The sequence below is a fragment of the Nitrospirillum goiasense genome, assembly GCF_034427435.1.
Lineage (GTDB): Bacteria > Pseudomonadota > Alphaproteobacteria > Azospirillales > Azospirillaceae > Nitrospirillum.
In genome coordinates, this window is sequence record NZ_JAXQNP010000002.1 from 448,177 (window position 1) to 470,533 (window position 22,357).

Annotated in this window: 26 protein-coding genes and 1 tRNA gene; 16 read left to right on the forward strand and 11 right to left on the reverse strand. The window is 66.1% G+C overall.

The window, feature by feature from the left end; translation table 11 throughout:
* Positions 1 to 22: 22 nt before the first annotated feature.
* The 5 genes from ULB03_RS04335 to ULB03_RS04355 all read right to left on the reverse strand — a co-directional run bounded on the left by ULB03_RS04335 (position 23) and on the right by ULB03_RS04355 (position 3,666).
* Positions 23 to 958: a S1/P1 nuclease gene (locus ULB03_RS04335; protein ID WP_322482053.1), complete on the reverse strand. Its 936-nt coding sequence runs from the start codon at positions 956 to 958 to the stop codon at positions 23 to 25.
* A 94-nt stretch (positions 959 to 1,052) separates the two neighbouring features.
* On the reverse strand, positions 1,053 to 1,376 hold the full coding sequence (locus tag ULB03_RS04340; protein WP_322482054.1) for a HigA family addiction module antitoxin: 324 nt from the start codon (positions 1,374 to 1,376) through the stop codon (positions 1,053 to 1,055).
* A 363-nt stretch (positions 1,377 to 1,739) separates the two neighbouring features.
* Positions 1,740 to 2,492: a DUF4145 domain-containing protein gene (locus ULB03_RS04345; RefSeq protein WP_322482055.1), complete on the reverse strand. Its 753-nt coding sequence runs from the start codon at positions 2,490 to 2,492 to the stop codon at positions 1,740 to 1,742.
* A gap of 584 nt (positions 2,493 to 3,076) precedes the next feature.
* Complete coding sequence (locus ULB03_RS04350) at positions 3,077 to 3,403, reverse strand: hypothetical protein (RefSeq protein ID WP_322482056.1); 327 nt, start codon at positions 3,401 to 3,403, stop codon at positions 3,077 to 3,079.
* Between the two features lie 20 nt (positions 3,404 to 3,423).
* Positions 3,424 to 3,666: a helix-turn-helix domain-containing protein gene (locus ULB03_RS04355; protein WP_322482057.1), complete on the reverse strand. Its 243-nt coding sequence runs from the start codon at positions 3,664 to 3,666 to the stop codon at positions 3,424 to 3,426.
* A 127-nt stretch (positions 3,667 to 3,793) separates the two neighbouring features.
* On the opposite strand from ULB03_RS04355, the gene ULB03_RS04360 reads away from it, so the two are divergent.
* A complete protein-coding gene (locus tag ULB03_RS04360; protein ID WP_322482058.1) occupies positions 3,794 to 4,168 on the forward strand; it encodes a S24 family peptidase in 375 nt (124 codons plus the stop codon).
* A 227-nt stretch (positions 4,169 to 4,395) separates the two neighbouring features.
* Here ULB03_RS04360 and ULB03_RS04365 read toward each other — a convergent pair.
* Positions 4,396 to 4,481 (reverse strand) — tRNA-Leu (locus ULB03_RS04365).
* Positions 4,482 to 4,701: 220 nt separating this feature from the next.
* Here ULB03_RS04365 and ULB03_RS04370 point away from each other — a divergent pair.
* From ULB03_RS04370 to ULB03_RS04380, 3 genes are read left to right on the forward strand one after another with little or no spacing between them, the layout of a single operon-like run.
* Positions 4,702 to 5,289: a YqaA family protein gene (locus ULB03_RS04370; protein ID WP_322482059.1), complete on the forward strand. Its 588-nt coding sequence runs from the start codon at positions 4,702 to 4,704 to the stop codon at positions 5,287 to 5,289.
* A 30-nt stretch (positions 5,290 to 5,319) separates the two neighbouring features.
* On the forward strand, positions 5,320 to 5,841 hold the full coding sequence (locus ULB03_RS04375) for a disulfide bond formation protein B (protein ID WP_322482060.1): 522 nt from the start codon (positions 5,320 to 5,322) through the stop codon (positions 5,839 to 5,841).
* 10 nt (positions 5,842 to 5,851) lie between these two features.
* On the forward strand, positions 5,852 to 6,463 hold the full coding sequence (locus ULB03_RS04380) for a demethoxyubiquinone hydroxylase family protein (protein ID WP_322482061.1): 612 nt from the start codon (positions 5,852 to 5,854) through the stop codon (positions 6,461 to 6,463).
* A gap of 24 nt (positions 6,464 to 6,487) precedes the next feature.
* Here ULB03_RS04380 and ULB03_RS04385 read toward each other — a convergent pair whose 3' ends face one another.
* Together ULB03_RS04385 and ULB03_RS04390 are read right to left on the reverse strand one after the other, a co-directional pair.
* Positions 6,488 to 7,369 (reverse strand): TonB-dependent receptor domain-containing protein, encoded by an 882-nt coding sequence (locus ULB03_RS04385; protein ID WP_322483775.1) that lies wholly within the window; start codon positions 7,367 to 7,369, stop codon positions 6,488 to 6,490.
* A gap of 547 nt (positions 7,370 to 7,916) precedes the next feature.
* The gene (locus tag ULB03_RS04390; RefSeq protein WP_322482062.1) at positions 7,917 to 8,579 is read right to left on the reverse strand and encodes a Plug domain-containing protein; all 663 of its coding nucleotides are present in this window, start codon (positions 8,577 to 8,579) and stop codon (positions 7,917 to 7,919) included.
* A 280-nt stretch (positions 8,580 to 8,859) separates the two neighbouring features.
* On the opposite strand from ULB03_RS04390, the gene gcvA reads away from it, so the two are divergent.
* On the forward strand, positions 8,860 to 9,735 hold the full coding sequence (gcvA, locus tag ULB03_RS04395; protein WP_322482063.1) for a transcriptional regulator GcvA: 876 nt from the start codon (positions 8,860 to 8,862) through the stop codon (positions 9,733 to 9,735).
* A gap of 27 nt (positions 9,736 to 9,762) precedes the next feature.
* On the opposite strand, the gene ULB03_RS04400 is transcribed toward gcvA, so the two are convergent.
* Positions 9,763 to 10,332, reverse strand: coding sequence for an HNH endonuclease (locus ULB03_RS04400; protein ID WP_416211018.1), 570 nt, complete (start codon positions 10,330 to 10,332; stop codon positions 9,763 to 9,765).
* A 285-nt stretch (positions 10,333 to 10,617) separates the two neighbouring features.
* On the opposite strand from ULB03_RS04400, the gene gluQRS reads away from it, so the two are divergent.
* Together gluQRS and ULB03_RS04410 are read left to right on the forward strand one after the other, a co-directional pair.
* The gene (gene gluQRS, locus ULB03_RS04405; protein ID WP_322482064.1) at positions 10,618 to 11,460 is read left to right on the forward strand and encodes a tRNA glutamyl-Q(34) synthetase GluQRS; all 843 of its coding nucleotides are present in this window, start codon (positions 10,618 to 10,620) and stop codon (positions 11,458 to 11,460) included.
* 146 nt (positions 11,461 to 11,606) lie between these two features.
* Positions 11,607 to 12,086 (forward strand): hypothetical protein, encoded by a 480-nt coding sequence (locus ULB03_RS04410; RefSeq protein WP_322482065.1) that lies wholly within the window; start codon positions 11,607 to 11,609, stop codon positions 12,084 to 12,086.
* Between the two features lie 177 nt (positions 12,087 to 12,263).
* Here ULB03_RS04410 and ULB03_RS04415 read toward each other — a convergent pair whose 3' ends face one another.
* Positions 12,264 to 13,124, reverse strand: coding sequence for a DUF4743 domain-containing protein (locus tag ULB03_RS04415; RefSeq protein ID WP_322482066.1), 861 nt, complete (start codon positions 13,122 to 13,124; stop codon positions 12,264 to 12,266).
* A 208-nt stretch (positions 13,125 to 13,332) separates the two neighbouring features.
* On the opposite strand from ULB03_RS04415, the gene ULB03_RS04420 reads away from it, so the two are divergent.
* The 6 genes from ULB03_RS04420 (at position 13,333) to ULB03_RS04445 (ending at position 18,495) form a co-directional block, all read left to right on the forward strand.
* Positions 13,333 to 14,703, forward strand: coding sequence for a globin-coupled sensor protein (locus tag ULB03_RS04420; protein WP_322482067.1), 1,371 nt, complete (start codon positions 13,333 to 13,335; stop codon positions 14,701 to 14,703).
* An 87-nt stretch (positions 14,704 to 14,790) separates the two neighbouring features.
* A complete protein-coding gene (locus ULB03_RS04425) occupies positions 14,791 to 14,994 on the forward strand; it encodes a twin transmembrane helix small protein (protein WP_322482068.1) in 204 nt (67 codons plus the stop codon).
* Between the two features lie 37 nt (positions 14,995 to 15,031).
* On the forward strand, positions 15,032 to 15,598 hold the full coding sequence (locus ULB03_RS04430) for a cob(I)yrinic acid a,c-diamide adenosyltransferase (RefSeq protein ID WP_322482069.1): 567 nt from the start codon (positions 15,032 to 15,034) through the stop codon (positions 15,596 to 15,598).
* A gap of 227 nt (positions 15,599 to 15,825) precedes the next feature.
* Positions 15,826 to 16,575: an electron transfer flavoprotein subunit beta/FixA family protein gene (locus ULB03_RS04435; protein ID WP_322482070.1), complete on the forward strand. Its 750-nt coding sequence runs from the start codon at positions 15,826 to 15,828 to the stop codon at positions 16,573 to 16,575.
* A gap of 2 nt (positions 16,576 to 16,577) precedes the next feature.
* Positions 16,578 to 17,525: an electron transfer flavoprotein subunit alpha/FixB family protein gene (locus tag ULB03_RS04440; protein WP_322482071.1), complete on the forward strand. Its 948-nt coding sequence runs from the start codon at positions 16,578 to 16,580 to the stop codon at positions 17,523 to 17,525.
* A gap of 97 nt (positions 17,526 to 17,622) precedes the next feature.
* A complete protein-coding gene (locus ULB03_RS04445) occupies positions 17,623 to 18,495 on the forward strand; it encodes a 3-hydroxybutyryl-CoA dehydrogenase (protein WP_145732687.1) in 873 nt (290 codons plus the stop codon).
* Between the two features lie 74 nt (positions 18,496 to 18,569).
* Here the strand turns inward: ULB03_RS04445 and ULB03_RS04450 are convergent, their stop codons facing one another.
* The gene (locus ULB03_RS04450) at positions 18,570 to 19,094 is read right to left on the reverse strand and encodes a TlpA disulfide reductase family protein (RefSeq protein ID WP_322482072.1); all 525 of its coding nucleotides are present in this window, start codon (positions 19,092 to 19,094) and stop codon (positions 18,570 to 18,572) included.
* Between the two features lie 119 nt (positions 19,095 to 19,213).
* On the opposite strand from ULB03_RS04450, the gene argH reads away from it, so the two are divergent.
* Genes argH through lysA form a run of 3 tightly spaced genes read left to right on the forward strand, consistent with a single transcriptional unit; the run spans position 19,214 to position 22,300 of the window.
* Positions 19,214 to 20,635 (forward strand): argininosuccinate lyase, encoded by a 1,422-nt coding sequence (gene argH / locus ULB03_RS04455; RefSeq protein WP_416211137.1) that lies wholly within the window; start codon positions 19,214 to 19,216, stop codon positions 20,633 to 20,635.
* Between the two features lie 11 nt (positions 20,636 to 20,646).
* The gene (locus ULB03_RS04460; protein WP_322482074.1) at positions 20,647 to 20,985 is read left to right on the forward strand and encodes a hypothetical protein; all 339 of its coding nucleotides are present in this window, start codon (positions 20,647 to 20,649) and stop codon (positions 20,983 to 20,985) included.
* Positions 20,986 to 21,037: 52 nt separating this feature from the next.
* Positions 21,038 to 22,300, forward strand: coding sequence for a diaminopimelate decarboxylase (gene lysA / locus ULB03_RS04465; protein ID WP_322482075.1), 1,263 nt, complete (start codon positions 21,038 to 21,040; stop codon positions 22,298 to 22,300).
* Positions 22,301 to 22,357: the final 57 nt, after the last annotated feature.

Here is a 22,357-nt window from a genome sequence, read left to right on the forward strand (position 1 = left end):
GTCAGGGGATCAGCGGCCAGGCTCAGTGCCCAACGGCCTGGTTCACCACCCAGGCCAGACGCACGCCCGCCATTTCCAGCCGCATGCGCACCAGCGGCCAGGCGGCGGTTTCATAACCCTGGGCCAGGCGTTCCACGCCGTCCGACTCCGGCGCCCGCAGCAGGCCATAGACGACGTCGCGGGCCAGGCCGTGGCTTTCCTCGCCCCAGGCCTGCACGGCCTTGTCCAGGCCGTCGCCTTTGAACGGGGGGCGGGTGGCGGGGGCCTTGGGCGTCCACGCCTTGGCGTCATAGGCGGTGATGGCCGGCTCCAGCGTGGCGGCGGCCGCCTTGGCTTTGGCGAGGTCGATGGAATAGTCCTTGTTCACCGAAAGGCCCAGCTCGCGGTCGACGATGGAACCGTCCCACACCGAATGCAGGTTCAGGTGGCCGTTCCGGTCATCGTCGAAGTAGCGGACCTTGACGTCGTTGCCGCCCTTGTCATGGTCGCGCTCGGCCGCGTGCAGGGGCTGGTGCAGGTCGCCCACCAGGTGAACCACCCACTTCAGCGCGGCCAGGCGCGCCTCCGGCGCCGCCTTGGAATCGGCCAGGATGCGGGCCTGTTCCGGCAGACGGGCGATGACGCAATTCTCATTGGCGCAGTCGCGGGCGGGATCATAGGCCGGCTGGTCGGTGGGCACGTCGACATAGTGCCAGGGCAGCGTGTCCGGCAGGCCGCCCTTATCCTTGGGCAGGTGGCCCACGGTGTCCGGCCAGCTCGCCACCTCATCCAGGGTGTGGTGGCCCTCCAGCGACAGCAGCTGGTCCACCACCGCCTTGGCCTTGGGTGTCAGCCGGTCCTGGGCGATGTCGCCCACGATGGCATGCCCGTTGGGGCCCCAGGCGAACGCCGGCCCGGCGGTCAGGGCGATGGCGGCGGTGGAAACGAGGGCGGCGGCAAGGCGGCGGAAGGCGGTCATGGACGATCCCGGTCTGGAGAAGGCCGCCAAATTAACCGCTCACCATTGCGCTGTCATGTCGGGTGCGGCGGCTGCGTCATAGAGACCATCCTGCCTAACCCGCAGATGCCTGTGATCCATCCCCAACCGGAACCAGCGGCACGATGGCGGCCAGCCGGTCCCCCAGCGCCTCGCGGGCGATTTTGGCGTCGTAAAGGTCTTGCAGGGACATCCAATACTGGCCACCCGTCGCGAACGCCTGGCCCAGCCGCAGCGCCATCGAGGCGGAGATGGAGCGCCGGCCGGCCACGATCTCGCTGACGGCGTTATGCGGCACACCGATATGTTCGGCGAAGCGCCGCGCGCTCAGCCCCAGCGCCCGCAGTTCGTCAGCCAGGAATTCGCCAGGATGGATGGGGGGCAGGTTTTCATCGGACACGGGCGGACTCCATCGCGTCAGTGGCAATCGGTGATTTCGACATCATAAGGCTGGCCTGGGCGCGACAAGGGGTCTTGGTCAGCGTCTTGACTGGTGAATTCCCACCGGAAACAGACACGCCACTGGTCGTTGATGCGGAAGGGCTTCGCAGGGTGTCGCTTCAAGCGACACCCTCGCAGGAGGGTCTATGTTGAACATGGACCCTTACCTCCAAACATCGGAATTCCGAGGAATGGGGCGCCCTCAATTTTGAGGAATGCATTTATTTCAGGACGTTAGGTGACTCCCCTGTTTTCCGGAGAGTTTGCACTGCCGTAGTGCAAACTCTCCGGACGCTGGGGTCCACCGGAATTTACCCCAGCACTAAGGCTGGGGCGGTGGCGCGCTTCCACCGGCAGCAGCACTAGCTGCAGACTTTTTTGCTGCGTCCTTATTATCGGCCACTGCTTTCAGTTTGCGAAGTCGTTCTTGTCGTTTATAACGGGCCACATATAAATCCTCAAAAAGTGTTTCTATTAGCTCTATTAGAATTTGAGCTTCGTCGATTTCAACATCAATTATTACATTGACATCTTTCTCCATATGCGCCCCTATATTTCCGATTTCGCGCACATGGTCAATGGCTTCTATTACTTCTCCTGTTATTTCAACAATTTGCTTGCTTTCAACCTGTTTTCTGAGTTCATTTATTTCGTCAATGAGTCTTGATTTCGAAATACCGAAGAAATCACGAATTATTCCTTGAATACAACGGCGCGCCAGCGTCGCTGATGCTTTCGGGCTATTGTTAATTATAAGGCAAGCCTCATTATAATCGGATATCAGCACCTGAGGAATGTAAGAAGGCTGGGGCTTAGCAATGCCATTCGGCAATAGTTGCCACGTCACTATAGGATCTTCTCTTACTTCGTCCCTACTGTTTCTAGAGTTTAAAGTTAGATGAAGATATAATTTTCTACATTCTTCATTTGAGCAAATAATTGCAAGTCTTCCTATGGCAAAATACTCGTCATGTTTGTCGCCTGCACGAATTATACTATACCTGTCGTCAAATTTATTGTCAGTTACCGTTTGCGCGTGCCCGCAATATGGGCATTCCCAATTCTGAATTGGCATTTACATCCTCTAAGTTCTAAAATCGGCCCACGTACAAAAAAGGCAGCGGCCTGGGAGCGAAGCGCCCCAGCGGACCCGAAGGCTACCCGGCATCGCTTATGTTGCGCCACCACCAGTTGCGATCTTAAGCGCATCAACGCGACGTGTCACGATTTCAAGCCGTTCGGGTAAGTCCATCGATTCTTTTCGCCATTCTCCTCTTTTTCAGCGAAACTAAAAAGAGCGACCAATGGCCAAGGCATCAAACCGAAGAAAGCAAAATGAATTGCCGCAATTGGAGCAGGGAGATAAGCACCAGAGCAACGCTTGGACCCTCTCCATTCGGGGACATAACGACAGAAACAGTTGATGAAAAGTACGGAGCATGCCGCTTAGGCTATAGTAAAAAAAGATGAATTTGGAAAATTTACAGGATCTGCATAGAACAATGACGTACGTGAAGAATTCACCCATCTTCGCCAATTGATGATTTCCGCAGCCGCAAGCCCGGGCCCTCGCCGTTCTCCGCGATGAAGATGACGTCAGCGGACTCGAGGGCATCTCTCTATGTAATGTCGTGGAGAGCGGCCCTAGATTCCGGCAGATCAATATGGAGGTCGATAGTCACTTAAAATACGAAGCGCTTCAGCCTTAATTATCTGACGCTCTACCAAATCTCTGGTCAATTTTAACGCAATTGACCGATCTGAAAGTGTCATTCCACCAGGGATGGAGTAGGCTCCAAGCCAGAATATTAGCCGACCTAGCTGGGCCTGATATTTGACGCCACCAGATGCCCTAGCTAAGGGAGCACCGTAACGACCACCGCGCATCAATTCTTCTACGCGCTGATGCTCACTTTGCATCAAATAGACAATCTCAGGAAGGTGCTTGCCCAAAAGCCCATCTGTAAAGACGTTAATGTCAAACAAAATAGCCTCCAGGCATTCAATTAAGGGCTCTTCAGCCGAATCCCCGGGCCACCATGCGACGAAATCTCGCCGCTGCCGATAAACTCCACTCCCACTACTTCGAGAGCCGTGCGAATGGCAGATAAATTCTGCGGCATCGGTGTGCGTCGCCCTTTCTCGAAATCGCGTATGGTGCTGAGGCTGACGCCAGCAGCATCTGCCAGTTTTTCCTGGGACCAATCGAGCATGCCGCGCGCCGCACGGCTTTGGGCTGGGGTAGTCATGGCAACATTTTAAGCGCTTAAAGCGCTTAATTCAACGAATATCGTTGACGAACGAGGTAGCCCCCCCTCTCACAATATGTCGACGGCGGCTTGATCCGGCTGCCCTTCAACGAGAGGGTGCAATATGATGAACTTGGTCTCTCACACCGCGCCCGCAGCGGTGACGCCGCGTTTCATGCCCGTAGAGAGCGACTGCATGGAGCCCACGCTGCGCTCCGGCGATCTCGTCGCTGTGGTGCCGGTTGACACCTGGCACGGCGAGGGCATCTACGCCTTGGAGATGCTGCCCGGCGCCCTGGAGCTGTTTCGATGCGCCCCCGACTATCTGGGCGGCTTGGTGCTCAGCCGGGACAACCCGCGCTACAGCACCCGCACCGTCAGCCGGGAGTGGTTCTTAGCCCATGTCGCGGCCAAGGTAGCTGGCACGCTGTCCTTGCTGGATCGCGGCCTGATGGAGCGGGCCGCCGCCGGGCGGCTTGATCATGCCTGCGGCCTGACTTAAGCAGGCCATGGTGGCGGCGCGCTGTAAGATATGCCGGGTAGCCTTCGGGTCCGTGGGGCGTGCCTATCTCCCCAGCCGCCACCGCCTTCCGAAAATCACGACGCGAACTGCGGACACTGGTCTGTCTGCAAATGGGGTGATTTTAGGACACTGTGCGGACACCGATTTTGACCCGCTTTCACGGGCCAAACGGCGACGCCGCAAGTGGCTGATTTTATTGAGGAATTTGGTGCCCCCGGTCGGACTCGAACCAACACGACCTTGCGGCCAACAGATTTTGAGTTTGCCGCGTCTACCATTTCGCCACGGAGGCACCGGGCGCTTCAAGCGTGGGCGGGATCATAGCGATAGAAAGCCGGGGGTCAAGCGCCGCATGCGGTGGCTGGCGTCAATGGGCGGGCACGGGCGGGCGGGGCACAGGCTTGACACGCCGGCCCGGGGGCCCGCGCGGTTGCGGGCGGAGGGCGCACCTGATAGACGGGTAGCGCCCGGCCCCGCCCCCTTGGCGGGGACCCCGCCGTCGGAGATGCCCGTTGCTGCGTAGCCTGTATGACCGCACCCTCGCCCTTGCCGGCCACCGCCATGCCGTGTGGGCCCTGGCGGGTATTTCCTTCATCGAAAGCTCGGTCTTTCCCATTCCGCCGGACCTGCTGCTGATCCCGCTGATCCTGGCCGACCGGCGCCGCGCCTTCTTCCTGGCCACGGTCTGCACCGTGGCGTCCGTCCTGGGTGGCTTCCTGGGCTACGCCATCGGCTATTATTTCTGGGACGTCATCGGCCACCACATCATCGAGGCCTATGGCCTGATGGACAAGTACACGGAGTTCAAGCAGGGTTTCGATGAGAAGGGCGCCTGGATCATCATCCTGAAGGGCATGACCCCCATCCCCTACAAGCTGGTGACCATCGCCAGCGGCGCCTTCCAGTTCGACCTGCTCACCTTCGCCGGCGCCTCGTTGATCTCCCGCGCCTTGCGCTTTTTCCTGGTCGCCGCCCTGCTCTGGAAATTCGGCGAGCCCATCCGCACATTCGTGGAAAAGCGCCTGACGCTGGTCACCACCCTGTTTCTGGTGTTGCTGGTTGGCGGCTTCGTGCTTCTGAAATACGTGCATCTGCACTGAACCTTCGTCCCCGATCCCCGGACCCCCGCCATGACCGCCGTCGCCCCCAGCCCCACCGCCGCCCCGTCCCCATTGGCCCATCCCCGCCTGCCGCAGGCGGCGCTGGTGCTGGCGTCGGTGGCGGCCCTGGGCACGGCGCTGCTGTCGCAATATGTCGGCGGCCTGCACCCGTGCGAGTTCTGCATGTGGCAGCGCTGGGCCTATGTCGCGGCCATCGTGGCGCTGCTGCCCGGCCTGGTGGACACCCGGCTGCGGGGCGCCTCGTTGACCCTGGGCGGCCTGGCCTTCCTGGTGGGGGCCGCCATCGCCGGCTTTCACGCGGGCGTGGAACAGCATTGGTGGGAAGGCTTCACCACCTGCAGCAGCAGCATGCCCAAGAACCTGACGCTGGATCAGTTGCGGGAGCGTCTGATGTCCGCCCCGCTGGTGCGCTGTGACGAGGCGCAGTGGACCTTCCACGGCATTTCCATGGCCGCCTTCAATTTCCCGGCCTCGCTGATCCTGGGCGTGGTCGCCTGGGCCGCCGCCCGCGCCGGCGCCAAGCGGGCCTGAGGAGGGTTTCATGAGCGCCACGAACACCGCCCGCCAGCACCCCACCCAGCAGCCCGCCGCCACCCAGCCGGCCGAGCGCCTTGCCCGCCGCCCCTTGCCGGGCGACCTGGGCACCGAGGCGCAGATCGCCCGCATCATCCGTGTGGACCAGGCGGGTGAGTACGGCGCCGCCCGCATCTATGCCGGGCAGTTGTCCGTGCTGGGGAAAAGACCGGTGGGGACCACCATCCGCCATATGGAGGAGCAGGAGCGCGTCCACCTCGACACCTTCAACAAAATGATGGTGGAGCGGCGGGTGCGGCCCACGGCGTTGCAGCCGCTGTGGAAGCTGGCCGGCTACGCCCTGGGTGCGGCCACCGCCCTGATGGGCGAGCGGGCGGCCATGGCCTGCACCGTCGCGGTGGAGGAGGCCATCGACGCCCACTATGCCGAGCAAGCGGAACGCCTGGGCCCGGGCGAGGCGGAGCTGAAGGCCACCATCGAGAAATTCCGCGCCGAGGAGCTGGAGCACCGCGACATCGGCATCGCCCACGATGCGGAGCTGACCACGGGCTATCCCGTGCTCTACACCCTGATCAAGGCGGGCACCCGCGCCGTCATCTGGGTGGCGGAACGGGTCTGATCAGGGCCTGGGTCAGGGCCTGGGTCAGGGCGCGGCGGCATTGTCGCCGCCCAGCTTGTACGTCAGCCTGAGATAGACGATCTGCCCCGGCACGGTCACTTCGGACCGTTCCCGGTATTGCGGCGTGTCGATCCATGTCACGCGGCGCACGCCATTGAACACGTCGTTGACGGTGACGATCAGCTTCAGCCGCGACGACACGTCATGGCCATAAGACAGGGTCAGAGACTGATAGCCGGACCGCGTGCCGCCCGCTTCCAGCGACCGGCCATGTAGTTGCGCCTGGAGTTGCAGGCTGTCGCCCTTCTCCGGCGTCCAGGTCAGGTTGACCTTGGTCAGGTGCGTGAACAGGGCGCCGTCATACTCCCCGCCACCAACGGGCATGGATTCCCGGAGGTGGGACAGGTCGGAACTGAGGCTGACCGCCCAGTCCGCCCCCAGATGGAAATCCACCGCCAGATCCAGGCCGGCCGACGTGCCGCCGCCCGCGTTTTCCACCGTGGAGACCAGGGCCGTGTCGCCCGGTGCGGCGGCATACTGGTAGTCCACGATATCGTCGGCCAGATGGCGCGCGTACAGGGTGCCGCTGGCCGTCACCGTCCCCGCCGTATAGGTGTAGCCGGCCTCCACCGAGTCCGTCCGGCTGGGCCGCAAGCCGGTATTGCCCAGAATGGTGGTCGCCCCGACGATGGTCTGAAGCGGATTCAGTTGTTCCGTCGTCGGCCGGTCGATGCGCCGGGTGTAGCTGAGGGTAAGGCGGCTCTCAGGGCCGAGATCCCGCCCCAGGGACAGGCTGGGCAGCCAGCGCAGGTCGTTGGAGTCCGGCATGCCGTCCGCCGCCGCCAGGAACCGCATCGCCATCGACTCCACCCGCAGCCCGCCCTTGACCAGCCAGAACCCCAGCAGGCGCTGATAACTGGCGTAACCGGCGCTGAGGGTGCGGTTGAGGCCGAAGCGCGCGGCGGGGGTGACACCGAACCCGCCCTCCCCGGATCGCCCACCGCCCCCGCCAGATAGGCGGACTGCACCCGGTCCAACTCGACCTCAAACCCCAGCTTGATCTGCTCCTCCCGGGGTCGCGGCAGGACATAGTCGCCGCTGACGGTATCGATCAGCTCACGTTCCGTGTGCCGCTGGCGATAGATGTCCTCCACAGAGGTTGGAACGTCGAAGAGCTGGTCGTCGGTCTGGTCGCGCAGCGTCTCATGATCCTCATGGCTGGCCCTCAGGGTCAGCGTGTCGCCCCCGATCACACCCTTGCGGACGTAATCGCCGGTCAGGGAGGCGTGGTCGAAATGCTGCGGGGCGCGGTCCTGGGTGACGCTGCGGCTGGTCACCCCGCCGTCGGGACCATAAACGCCCAGGTCATCCTGATAGCGGCGCGGCCGGTGGCGCAGGGCCCCTTCCCCGCCGAGGCTGAACGAGTCGTGGTCCGATGCGGCATAGGCCACGGTCAGGGCGCCGGTGGTGTTGGTGTAGGGCACGAAGGTGGAGCGATGCTCCACCAGGCGGCCGGCGGCCAATCCATCGGCGTTCTTGGCCGTCCGATCGATGTCCAGCAGATCGTAGCGGATGTCGTCCCGCACGTCGGCCGAGCCGCTGAACGTCCAGGCGCCCAACCCAACGGAACCGGCGGCGGAGCCGCTGCGTCGCCCCTGCGGCCCGATGCCCGCCCCCAGGTCCACCTTGGCCGCCGGGGTGCGCGGCTTGCGCGTGACCAGGTTGATGACGATGCCGGCATCCCCCGGAACTCCGGCCCCGGGTCGGTGATGACCTCGATCTTGGCGATGGTATTGGCCGGCATGGATTGCAGGGCCGTGGCCAGGGGCATGCCGCGCAACGCCGGGGAGGGCTTGCCATCGACCATCACCGTGACGGTGGCGCCATGCACGCTGACCTTGCCCGCCGGGTCGACACTGACCGAGGGCAGGGTCGTCAGGATGTCGGCGACACTGCCGCCCCCCTTGGCCTGGAGGTTGTTCGCCAGGTCGTAGACTGTGCGGTCGTCCAGGCGCGTGGCCTCCGGCGGGGTGGCCGTGACGGTGATTTCCGTCTGGGCCAGCGCCGGTGGCGCGGCGGCCGAGGGCGCGGCGATAGCGAGGCTGGCGATGACCACGCGTCGAAACCCCCTGACCTTCACCCTATTTCCCCTTCATACGGTCTTGGCGCGGGCACATGGGCGCACACTCCCGACAGCATGGGCCGGGAGGTCGCAAGGCGCAGGCGCGTAATGGAAACGAGGGGAATGGCCCCCGGGAAAAGCGGGGCGCTCCCCACACTTTCCTCAGGCCGTCGCGCCCCCGTCAGTCGGTAATGCCTTAAAATTCCAGCATTTGCTTGCCAGCGCAAACGACGATACCTTGGCGCGATCCTGAGTTTTTCTAAGGACGGGCCCCATGCCGCTCAGCGCCATTTCCTTGAACGCGCTGCGGGCCTTCGAGGCCGCGGCGCGGCACCTGAGCCTGACCCGCGCGGCGGCGGAACTGCACGTCACGCAGTCGGCCGTCAGCCATCAGGTGCGCGGGCTGGAGGAACAGTTGGGCGTCAGCCTGTTCCGCCGCAGCACCCGGGGCCTGATCCTGACCGATGAGGGCCAGGCCCTGGCACCCACCATCCTGGAGGCGTTCGCCATGATGGAACGGGCGCTGGACGCCGTCAGCGCGACGGGCCCGGCGGAGATCGTGAACCTGGGCGTGGTCGGCACCTTCGCCGTCGGCTTCCTGTTCGAACGCCTGGCCACCTTCCGCGCCCAGCATCCGCGCGTCGACCTGCGCATCATGACCAACAACAACAAGGTCGACCTGTGGACCGAAAGCCTGGACCTGGCCATCCGCTTCGGCGACGGCGCCTGGCATGGCGTGGAGGCGCACCGCCTGATGGACGCGCCCATGACGCCCCTGTGCGCACCGGCCGTCGCCGCCGCCTTGCACAAGCCGGCGGACCTGGCCGCGCATGCGCTGCTGCGGTCCTATCGCGCGCAGGATTGGCCGGCCTGGCTGAAGGCCGCCGGCGTGCCGGGGATCACGGCGCGGGGGCCGCTGTTCGACGCCTCCCCCCTTATGGTCCAGGCGGCGATGGTGGGGGAGGGCGTGGCGCTGGCGCCGCCCGCCATGTTCCGGCGGGATCTGGAGGAGGGCCGCCTGGTGCAACCCTTCCCGTTGTGCGTGGATACGGGGGCCTACTGGCTGACCCGGTTGTTCTCAAAACCGCTGACGCCGGGCGTCCGCGCCTTTCGCGACTGGATGCTGGCCTGCACCGCGCCACATCGCTGACGGCCCCACATCGCCAAGAACGGGCCGTCAGAAGGGATCCAGTTCCGTGTCCCAGTAGAGGAAGTCGCGCCAGCTTTCGTGCAGGAAATTGGGCGGGAAGGCCCGGCCGTTTTCCTGAAGCTGGAACACCGTGGGCTGGAACGGGGGACTGAGGGGGATCATGCCGCATTGGTGCGGCAGACGGCTGCCCTTGGCCAGGTTGCAGGCGGAGCAGGAGGTGACGACGTTGTCCCAGGTGGTGCGTCCGCCGCGGGAGCGTGGGATGACGTGGTCGAAGGTCAGTTCCTGGGTGGGGAAAGGCTCACCGCAATACTGACAACAGAAATGATCGCGTAGGAAGACGTTGAAGCGGGTGAAGGCCGGCCTTCGAGTCGCCGGTATGTATTCCTTCAGACTGATGACGCTGGGTATTCGGATTTCCGCCGTGGGCGACCGCACGACGCGGTCATAGACGGAAATGATGTTGACCCTGTCCAGGAACACGGCCTTGACGGTGTCTTGCCAAGACCAGAGGGACAAGGGGAAGTAGCTGAGCGGCCGGAAATCGGCGTTCAGTACCAAGGCCGGACAACTGTCTAGTGGTGGAGACAATACCACCCCCGCGCCGTTCCCGAGGAAGGCCGGGGCCGAACCCACGGCCAGAGATCATTGCCTTATTAGCCTTTCCCGCCCAATTCGGCAATCCTCGCCTTGGTGGGGGCCCCGCGATTTCACCATAACGTCATATGTTTACCCACAAGATGTGGGGCGGTCATCCCGCCCTACCCCTTTTTGTAGGGAGGGCGGAAAGCCAAACCAGGGCCGACTCGGAGCAGGGAATGGGGGGCAGGGAATGGGGGGCAGGGGATGGGCAAGTCGTGGCCGCCGGTGGTATCAGGGGGCATGACCCAGCCCGTGACCCGCTTCGCCCCCAGCCCCACCGGCTTGCCCCATCTGGGCCACGCCTATTCCGCCCTGTTCGGTTGGGACGCGGCGCGCCGGGGCGGCGGCATCTTTCTGCTGCGCTTCGAGGATATCGACCCCAACCGCTGCCGTCCGGAGTTCGAAGAGGCCTTTCTCCGTGACCTGGCCTGGCTGGGCCTGAGCTGGCCGCAGCCGGTGCGGCGCCAGTCGGAACACATGGCCGATTATCGCACCGCCCTGGACCGCCTCTCGGACCTGGGGGTGCTGTACCCCTGTTTCTGTTCGCGCAAGGACATCCAGGACGAGATCGCGCGGGCCGGCGCCGCCCCCCATGGGCCGGAGGGCCCCCTCTACCCCGGCACCTGCCGGCATATGGACCCGGCGCGGCGGGCCGACCTGCTGGCGGCGGGCGCGCCGCACGCCCTGCGTCTGGATGTCGCGGCCGCCGCGCACCGCACCGGACCGCTGCGCTGGACCGACCTGGAGGCGGGCACCGTGACGGCCCAGCCCGGCATCCTGGGTGATGTCGTGCTGGCACGGCGCGACGTGGCCACCAGCTACCACCTGGCGGTCACGGTGGACGATCATCTTCAGGGCGTCACCCTGGTGACCCGCGGCCGCGACCTGATGGAGGCGACGCATGTGCACCGCCTGCTGCAGGCCTTGCTTGACCTGAACGTCCCCGACTGGCATCACCACCGCTTGCTGGTCAATGAGCGTGGTGAACGGCTGGCCAAACGCGACGGGGCGGCAAGCCTGGCGGCGCTGCGTGACGGCGGGGCCACCCCGGCCGACATCCGCCGCCGGTTGGGCATGGACTGATGGGTCGGAACCGGCCGGGTGTGAACCGGATAGATGTGAATATGCCTTGATCAAGCCCGGGTCCCGCTCATCTAGCCAAGCGCGCGCTTCGCTGCCCAGCGCATTTTTCGCCTCCCAGACCGAAGGCTCCGTGGTAAGAACGCCCTATGCCTGATGCCGACACCCTCGCCCATTACCGGACCCTCGTCAAAGACACGACGATAGATGGCAACACCCTGCTGTCGACGGACTACTTCAATCACTTCAACGAAGTGATCATGCTGTTGTCCATGCTGGGCGACATGCCGGAAATGCTGGACGAGATCCGCGCCTGGCAACCCAAGACCTACAAGCAGCATTTCGAGGGCAGCGGCCTGGGCTTCGCGGCGTTGGCCATCGAAGCCTACGACCATGTGCCGCCGGAATACCGCCAGCCCTTCGACCGGGTGGTGGAGGAGCTGGACGCCACCATCGCCGAGGCGGTGATGGCGCTGGAGGCGGAGCAGGATTTGCCGGAGATGCTGGGCTTCCTGGCGACGGACTATTGGCAGCGCCTGCAAAAGCTGGTCGACCGGGGCAGCGCCATCGTGCACGGCGCCACCGAGCAGGCGACCCTGGACCAGGACGCCATCGACGCGCTTTTTTAAGTCCCTCAGACGCCGGGCGGGCGCATCCGCGCCCTGGGCTGTCCTCAGTTTCCAGTCCGCTGCGCTCCCCGGAAACTTCCGGCGGACGCGGTCGCATCCTATGAAAATTTCTGGGTCCCTCAGGCGCCGGGCGGGCGCATCCACGCCCTATGGAATTGAGGCGAGGGCCCCGGCGTATCAGTCGTTGGTGCGCAGGCCGGTCACCAAATCCATGTAGTCCGGCTCATGGTCCGGACTCAGTTGACCGTGGCGGATCAGGAAATCGATCACCACCAGGTTGACGTTGAACTTCCAGTCATCGGTGGTGCGGACGCTGTCCGCCACCCGGTCCAAGGGCCAAAGCTCAAAGGACTCGACCTCGCCATCGGTGTTGCGGGGGATGACGTCGCGGCTCAGCGCCAAGTCGTAACAGAACAGGGTGTCGCGCCGCAGGCCGGCGGCGGTGTCGAAGACATAGGTGATGGCGCCCACCGGCACGGCGCTGCGGGCCAGGCTGGGGTCAAGGCCGGCTTCCTCGTGCGCCTCCTTCACCAGGTTTTCAGTGAGGCTGAGACCGGCAGGCTGGCCGCCGGCCACGATGTTGTCCAGCTTGCCGGGCGCCACGCCCCGGTCCCGGGCCCGCCGGCCCACCCACATCTCCAGGCCACCGTCGGCGCCCCGCACATAGCCGTTCACGTGCAGGCCGAAGCCGCGAACGCCGAAGCCAGGCACCGCCGCGCGGTCCAGGCGAAACAGCTCGGGCTGCCCCCACTGGGCCAGTACGGGAAAGTCTTCCCCCCGCAGGGATGGCACCAGCCCGTCCGCCGCCAGCGTGGCCACCACCTCGCGGACCGCCTGGGTACGGCTCGCGGCATCGGTGGGCAGCAGATCCAGCAGCGGGGCGGCCCCTTGCGTCCAGCGAAAGGCGTCGCTGAGGCCGGCCACCCGGTCGGCGAAGGCGGGGCGCACATGCCCCACACGCTGACCATTGACGGCGAAGGGCAGGAAAGCCGCGGCGTCGTGGGCGTTGCACGCCCGGATGTGTCGAAGAAAGGCCATGGTCGGGTTTAGCCTGGACCGCCATCCGGCGCAATGGCGCCGATAGAGGCCAAAAGGTCGCGGTTGATCCAGATCAATCAGAATTGCCAAAAGGTTAGGGCGGTTCCCCGGGCCCGCCGATTTTTACGGATGATTTACCAACCGGCGCGAGTGTTGCTTGGTCATGCGACGCCATGCGGGGCGCCGCCACCTTGCAGGGGACAGGACCATGACCGCCGACCAGGACGCGATGCAGCGCCAGTTTCAGGAACGCCTGACCTTCCTCAACATCGACGCCGCCACCCGCGACGCCCTGCGCAGCCTGCGCCCCCAGGTGGAGCGGGAGTTGCCCGCCATCCTGGACCGCTTCTACGCCAAGCTGCGCACCCAGCCGGAGATATTCAAACTATTCGGCGGCGATGAACACCTGGCGCATGTGAAGCAGATGCAGATGCGCCATTGGGCGGCCATCGTCACCGGTTCGTTCGACACCACCTACCTGGACAGCGTGATCCGCGTGGGTCGGGCCCACAACCGCCTGGGGCTTGAGCCGCGCTGGTACATCGGCGGCTACGCCTTCATCACCGGGGAGTTGCTGGCCATGGTCGCGGGTACCAAGCGCCGCGGCCTATTCGGCTGGCTGAAGCCGCGCGTGGACATGGCCCGGCTGCAACAGGCCCTGCTGCGGGCGGTGATGCTGGACATGGACCTCGCCATTTCCGTCTACATCGAGGAAGGGCGCCGGGACCGGCAGCGGGTGCTGGAAGGCCTGGCCCAAGGGTTCACCGACACCATGTCCGGCGTCATCGACGGCATCGGCACCGCCGTGGGCGGCCTGCGCGATGACGCCGGCCTGCTGACGAAGGCGGCGGACCGGTCGCTGAGCGACAGCACCCAGGCCGATGCCGCCGCCGGCGACGCCGCCGGCAACGTCCAGGCGGTGGCCAGCGCCACCGAGGAGCTGTCCGCCTCGATCAACGAGATCAGCGCCCGCGTGGCGCAGTCGAACAAGATTTCGGCAGAGGCGCTGGAGACGACGCGGCGAACCGACGGCGCCGTGCGCAGCCTGGTGGCCGCCGCCGGCCGCATCGGCGACGTGCTGGGCCTGATCAACACCATCGCCAGCCAGACCAACCTGCTGGCGCTGAACGCGACCATCGAGGCGGCCCGGGCCGGCGAGGCGGGCAAGGGCTTCGCCGTCGTGGCGGGGGAGGTCAAGGCCCTGGCCACCCAGACGGCCAGGGCGACGGAGGAGATTTCGGCGCAGGTGAGCGCCATCCGGCAGGTGTCGGAGGAAGCGGTGGCGGCCATCAGCCAGATCGGCACCGTCATCGCCGGCATGGATGAGATCGCGACCTCCATCGCCGGCGCGGTGGAGGAGCAGAGCAGCGCCACGCGGGAAATCGCCCGGGGCATCACCCAAGCCGCCACCGGCACCGCCGGGGTATCGGCCAGCATCGGCCATGTCGCCGACGCCGCCCGCCAGACCGGGGCGGCCGCCGACCGCGTCAACCAGTCGTCCACCGCCCTGGGGCTGCAGGCCCAGCGCCTGCGGGACAGCGCACACACCTTCACCACCCGCCTGCGGGAAAGCGCCTGAGCCGTCAGCCGCCAGATTGGCCGGGGGGTGTCAGGGGCCTCCCCAAGCCGATGGGCAAGCGCGCACGCGCACGCTATAATCGGCGCCATGGGCACATTCCTCTTCTTTTGCCTGGGCGCCACCATGCTGGCCGTGCTGGGCGTCCTTATCCTGGGCCTGTTCACCATGGCCCGGGGTGGCGATAAGGCCGGTACAACGGGCAACCGCCTGATGTGGTGGCGTATCCGTCTGCAAATCCTGGCGGTGGTGCTGTTCATCCTGACGGCGCTGGCCCTGGGGCACCACGCATGAGGGCCGCGGCGCATGGCATCGGGATGCGGGGGTCGGCATGGTCACGCTGACCCGCATCTACACCCGCGGCGGCGACAAGGGCCAGACCTCGCTGGGCGACGGCCGGCGCGTGGCCAAGCATGACCTGCGGGTCGAGGCCTATGGCACGGTGGACGAGGCCAACGCCGTCATCGGCCTGGCCCGCCTGCACACCGCCGGCACGGCCGAGGACGCCTATCTGTCCCGCATCCAGAACGACCTGTTCGACCTGGGCGCCGACCTGTGCACGCCCGAGCAGGAGGCTCCCCCCTACCCGCCCCTGCGCATCGTCGATGCCCAGGTCACCCGGCTGGAGCGGGAGATCGACGCGCTGAACGCCGAACTGGCGCCGCTGTCATCCTTCGTCCTGCCCGGTGGCACCCCCGCCGCCGCCTATCTGCACCAGGCCCGCACCGTCACCCGGCGGGCGGAGCGGCTGGTAGCCGCGCTGGCGGAGCGGGAGCCGGTGACCCCGGCGGCCTTCAAGTACCTGAACCGACTTTCAGATTTCCTGTTCGTCCTGTCGCGGTACGTGAACGGCCGGGGGGCGGGCGACGTGCTGTGGGTGCCCGGCGCCAACCGTTAGGGGCCGGAAACATGCGGGGAGTATCAGCGTAAACCCTTGGGTTTAGGCCATATTGCAGTGCAACAGGGCAGCGTTGACAGCCTTGTGGGACAATCCTATTTTTGCCGACCACGTCCGTATGGCTCGATCCGCCGGACGTGGAAAATAACCAGAACCCGCCAGATCGAGGGTGGAGCGTCACACCGGGCGGGCGCCCTTCCCAAGAAGTGCCGAAGGATGGCTTGAGAATGAAGATACTGGTCGCGGTCAAGCGGGTCGTTGACTACAACGTGAAGGTCCGTGTGAAGGCGGACGGCACGGGTGTGGAGACGGCCAACGTCAAGATGTCGATGAACCCGTTCGACGAGATCGCGGTTGAGGAGGCTGTGCGCCTGAAAGAGGCGGGCAAGGCCACCGAGATCGTGGTGGTGAGCGTGGGTCCGACACAGGCGCAAGAGACGCTGCGCACGGCGCTGGCCATGGGTGCCGATCGCGCCATCCTGGTGCAGACGGACGCGGAGACGCAGTCGCTGGGCGTGGCCAAGACGCTGAAGGCGCTGGCCGAGAAGGAACAGCCGGGCCTGGTGATCCTGGGCAAGCAGGCCATCGACGACGACGCCAACCAGACCGGCCAGATGCTGGCCGCACTGCTGGGCTGGGCCCAGGGCACCTTCGCCAGCAAGGTGGTGCCGGCCGAAGGTACGGTTGCCGTGACGCGGGAGATCGACGGCGGGCTGGAGACGGTGGAGTTGAAGCTGCCGGCGGTGGTGACCACCGACCTGCGCCTGAACGAGCCGCGCTACGCCTCGCTGCCCAACATCATGAAGGCGAAGAAGAAGCCGCTGGAAACGGTGGACCCGGCCAGCCTGGGCGTGGACCTGACGCCGCGCCTGAAGACGCTGAAGGTGGCGGAGCCGGCGAAGCGCGCCGGCGGCGTCAAGGTGGGCTCCGTCGAGGAGCTGGTGGCCAAGCTGAAGACCGAAGCGCGGGTGATCTGACCATGACGACTCTTGTGATTGCCGAACCCTCGACGGAAGGTTTGAAGGCCCCGACGCTGACCACCCTGGGGGCGGCCGCCAAGCTGGGCGGCGATGTCCACGTCCTGGTCATTGGTCAGGGTGTGGGCGCTGTCGCTGACGCCACCGCCCAGGTGGCCGGTGTGGCCAAGGTGCTGACGGCGGACGCCGCCGAGCTGGCGCACGGCCTGGCGGAGAACGTGGCCCCGCTGGTGGTGGGCCTGGTGAAGAGCGGCGGCTACAGCCACGTCTTCGCCCCCTCCACCACCTTCGGCAAGAACGTGGCGCCGCGTGTCGCCGCCCTGCTGGACGTGGCGCAGATCAGCGACATCACCGGGGTGGAGAGTGCGGACACCTTCACCCGGCCGATCTACGCCGGCAACGCCATCGCCACCGTGCAGTCGTCCGACCCGGTGAAGGTGGCGACGGTGCGCGGCACGGCGTTCGAGGCGGTGGCGGCCACCGGCGGCAGCGCGTCGGTCGAGGCCGTGTCGGGCGCGGCGGACGCCGGCCTGTCCAAGTTCGTGAGCCAGGAAGTGTCGAAGTCGGAGCGGCCGGAGCTGACCAGCGCCCGCGTCATCGTCTCGGGCGGGCGCGGCATGCAGTCGGGCGACAACTTCCCCCTGCTGGAGGCCCTGGCCGACAAGCTGGGGGCGGCCGTGGGCGCCAGCCGCGCCGCCGTGGACGCCGGCTTCGTGCCCAACGACTACCAGGTCGGGCAGACGGGCAAGATCGTGGCGCCGGAGCTGTACATCGCCGTGGGCATCTCGGGCGCCATCCAGCACCTGGCCGGCATGAAGGACAGCAAGGTCATCGTGGCCATCAACAAGGACGAGGAGGCGCCCATCTTCCAGGTCGCCGACTACGGCCTGGTCGCCGACCTGTTCAAGGCCGTGCCGGAATTGACCGCGGAATTGGGCAAGGCGGGCTGATAAACCCCGTTCAACACCCTATCCTGCCTCTTGTTAAGGGCCCCGCCGGCCGTATTCGGCGGGGCCCCGCCAGGGTGGCCTTGCAAGGACAGACACCATGATACGCACGATCGGCATCATCGGTTCGGGGCAGATGGGCACGGGCATCGCCCAGGTGACATCGCTGTCCGGCCATACGGTCCGCCTGATGGACACCAGCCCGGAGTCGCTCTCCCGGGCCATGCAGACCCTTGAGAAGAACCTGGATCGCCAGGTGGCCAAGGGCAAGATCACCGAGCCGGAGAAGGATGAGGCCCTGGCCCGCATCTCGACCGGCACGGACATGGCCACGCTGGGCGACTGCGACCTGGTGATCGAGGCCGCGACCGAGAACGAGGACATCAAGCGCGGCATCTTCAAGGATCTGGTGCCGCACCTGAAGGCCGAGGCGCTGGTCGCCACCAACACCTCCTCCATCTCCATCACCCGGCTGGCGGCCTGCACCGATCGGCCGCACAAGTTCATCGGCATGCATTTCATGAACCCGGTGCCGGTGATGCAACTGGTGGAGATCATCCGGGGCATCGCCACGGATGAAGAAACCTACCAGGCCATCCGCGAGCTGACCTTCAAGCTGGGCAAGACCCCCGCCGTGTCGGAGGACTTCCCCGCCTTCATCGTCAACCGCGTGCTGCAGCCCATGATCAATGAGGCGGTCTACACCCTGTATGAGGGCGTGGGCTCGGTCGAGGCCATCGACACCGCCATGAAGCTGGGCGCCAACCACCCCATGGGGCCGCTGGAACTGGCGGACTTCATCGGCCTCGACACCTGCCTGTCGGTGATGCAGGTGCTGTACGAGGGCCTGGCCGACAGCAAATACCGGCCCTGCCCGCTGCTGGTGAAGTATGTCGAAGCCGGCTGGCTGGGCCGCAAGGTCGGCCGGGGCTTCTATGACTATTCCGGCGACACGCCCCGGCCTACCCGTTAAAGGCCCGACACGCTGGGGGCCAATGCCTAATTGATAAAAGCCCGGCGCCGGATCCCACCGGCGCCGGGCTTTTATCATTTCCTGTAGAACTTGATCAGCGCCTGCGCCTCGGGGGAGTTCCAGTCGGCGTCGCCCTCCAGGCGGCCGATCTCCCGCCCCTGGGCGTCGATCAGCAGGGTGGTGGGCAGGCCGCGCGGCTTCAGCACGGACATGGCCGTGCTTTTGGGGTCCAGCCACGTCGCCAGATGGGTGATGCCGTGGTTCTGGATGAAGGGTGTCACCACGCGCGCGCCGCCCCGGTCCAGCGACAGGGCCACGACCTCGAAGCTCTTGTCGCCCAGGGCGCCCTGCAGCTTGTCCAGGGACGGCAGTTCCTGGACGCAGGGGCCGCACCAGGTGGCCCACAGGTTCAGCAGCACCAGGTGGCCCTTCAGATCCGACAGGTGGATGCCGCTGCCATCGGGGCGGGTCAGCGCCAGGTCGGGAACCTGGGGATGGTCCGGGGTTTCGGTGAAGGGGGTGATGCCGCCCTTCAGGACCGGGGGCGCATTACCGGCCGCGCATGCCGCACCAGCGCAGAAAACGACCGACGCGACCACGCCAATCCTTGCGAGAAACCGCAAAATCGCCATTCTTGCCATCACCCTCGTTCCACCGGCCCCCCGTGGGCCCCGCTACAATTGGTCCCCGAGCCCCGATGACGTCAACTCCCGCGACCCTGGAAAACGCCACGCCCGACCAGAATGCCGCAGCGACCGGCGCGGTAAACGAGCTGTGGGGCGGCCGTTTCAGCCGTGGCCCGTCGGAGATCATGGAGCGCATCAACGTGTCCATCGGCTTCGACAAGAAGCTGTGGGCACAGGACATCGCCGGGTCCAAGGCGCACGCCACCATGCTGGCCGCCCAGGGCATCATCACCAAGGCCGACGCCGACGCCATCCTGACGGGCCTGGACCAGGTGGCCGAGGAAATCCGTGACGGCCGCTTCGTCTTCAAGACGGAGCATGAGGACATCCACATGAACGTGGAGTCCCGCCTGAAGGAATTGATCGGTGAGCCGGCCGGCCGCCTGCACACCGCGCGCTCGCGCAACGACCAGGTGGCGACCGACTTCAAGCTGTGGGTGCGCGGCGCCCTGCAGCGCCTGGACGGCGACATGAAGGCGCTGCAGGCGGCCTTGATCGAGCAGGCCGACCGCAACGTCGACACCATCATGCCGGGCTTCACCCACCTGCAGACGGCCCAGCCGGTGACCTTCGGCCACCATCTGCTGGCCTATGTGGAGATGCTGGGCCGCGACCGCGCCCGGGTGCGCGACGCCATCGCCCGCCTGAACGAATGCCCATTGGGCAGCGCCGCCCTGGCCGGCACGCCCTATCCCATCGACCGCGAGGCCACGGCCGCCGCCCTGGGCTTCGACCGGCCCACGGCCAATTCGCTGGACGCCGTGTCCGACCGCGATTTCGCCCTGGACTACCTGGCCACCGCCAGCATCTGCGCCATGCACCTGTCGCGCCTGGCGGAGGAGATCGTGCTGTGGTGCACGAGCCAGTTCCGCTTCATCCGCCTGTCTGACGCCTTCACCAGCGGCAGTTCCATCATGCCGCAGAAGAAGAACCCGGACGCGGCCGAGCTGGTCCGCGCCAAGTGCGGCCGCGTCATGGGCGCGCTGTCCGGCCTGCTGGTGGTCATGAAGGGCCTGCCGCTGGCCTATTCCAAGGACATGCAGGAAGACAAGGAACCGGTGTTCGAGGCCGACGATACGCTGGCGCTGTGCCTGGCGGCCACCACCGGGATGATCCAGGACATGACGCCCGACCCCGCCGCCATGCGCCGCGCGGTGGAGGCGGGCTTCCCCACGGCCACCGATCTGGCCGACTGGCTGGTCCGCCGCCTTGGCCTGCCCTTCCGCGAGGCGCATCATGTCACCGGCCGCATCGTCCGCCTGGCCGAGGAACGGGGATGCGGCCTGTCGGACGTGCCACTGGATGCCATGAAGGGCGTGGACGCCCGCATCACCGATGAGGTCTATGCCGTGCTGAGCCTGGAAGCCTCCGTCGCCAGCCGCACCAGCTTCGGCGGCACGGCGCCGGAACGGGTTCGGGCGGCGGTGTCGGCCGCCCGGCAACGGTTCCTGTGAGGATGCCCCCGATGAAAACCCCCTATACCCGGGTTCTGCTGATCAGCGGCCTGACCGCCGCCGCCCTGGCGCTGTCGGGCTGTGGCAAGATCGCCCACACCCTGGACACCCCGGATGGGGAGGACCATCCCCTGAATTTCTATCCCAGCCCCAAGCTGGACCCGCAGCCCAACGCGAAAGAGGCGCTGCCCAGTTCGGTTGATCAGCCGGGCACCACGCCGGCCACCATCCAGCCGGCGACCCCCTACGGCGTGATGCCGGACAGCCCGGTCATCAGCAACAGCGGGCCTATGATGGGGGGAACCACCACCAACACCCCCGCGAGCACCTCTTCCTCAACGCCCCAGTAAGGGCACGGGCCCCCTAGCCCGGGGGCCAGCTTACGCGACGGTTCGGATCTCCATGGCCTTCTCCTATGTTTCCGGCGTTCTGACCGCCGACGGCGTTCCCCTGGACCGGTTGGCGGAGGCCGTCGGCAGCCCCGTCTATGTCTATGCCGCCAGCCGCCTGCGGGCCAATTACCAGGCCTATGCCCGCGCCTTCGCCCGCGACCCGGTGGACGTGTGCTTCGCCCTGAAGGCCAATTCCAACCAATCCATCATCAGCCTGTTCGCCCGCCTGGGCGCCGGCGCCGACGTGGTGTCGGAAGGAGAGATGCGCCGCGCGCTGGCCGCCGGCGTGCCGCCGGAAAAGGTGGTGTTCTCCGGCGTGGGCAAGACCCGCGACGAGCTGGCGGCGGCCCTGGTGGCCGGCATCCACCAGATCAACGTGGAAAGCCTGCCGGAGCTGGAGGCCCTGTCGGCCGTGGCGACGGCGCTGGGCCGCACCGCCCCGGTGGCCCTGCGCATCAACCCGGACGTGGACGCCGGCACCCATGGCAAGATCGCCACGGGCCGCAAGGAGGACAAGTTCGGCATCGACCTGGGCCACGCCGTGGCGGCCTATGCCAAGGCCTGCAGCCTGCCCGGCCTGGCGCCCAAGGGCTACGCCGTCCACATCGGGTCGCAGTTGCTGAACATCAGCCCCTATGACGACGCCTACGGCCATCTGTCGGACCTGGTGATCGCCACCCGCGAGGCGGGCCTGAAGGTGGAGCGGCTGGATTTGGGCGGCGGCCTGGGCGTACCCTACCAGGGCGAGACGGCGCCGGACCATGACGCCTATGCCGGCATCGTGCGCAAGCGCCTGGGCAATCTCGGGTGCCGCCTGACGCTGGAGCCGGGCCGCTCGCTGGTGGGCGACGCCGGCGTGCTGCTGGCCCGCGTCATCTACGTCAAGGAAGGGCTGCACCGCCGTTTCCTGATCGTGGACGCGGCCATGAACGACCTGATGCGCCCCACGCTCTACGACGCCTACCATGGCATCAGTCCGGTGTTGGAACCGGCGGCCGACGCCCCGCTTTCCCCCATGGACGTGGTCGGCCCCATCTGCGAGACGGGCGACACCTTCGCCCGCCAGCGGCCGCTGCCGCCGGTGGCCCAGGGCGAACTGGTGGCGTTCATGACCGCCGGGGCGTACGGTGCCGCCATGTCGTCCACCTACAACTCCCGCCCCCTGGTGGCGGAAGTGCTGGTGGATGACGGACAGTGGGCGGTCATCCGCCGCCGCCAGACGTTCGAGGAAATGCTGGCCCTGGACGTGACGCCGCAATGGCGCCACCTTTAAGGCGCAGGGCATAGGGCTCACCCGAGAGGACACAGCGGCCGAAAGGGCACCGACGGC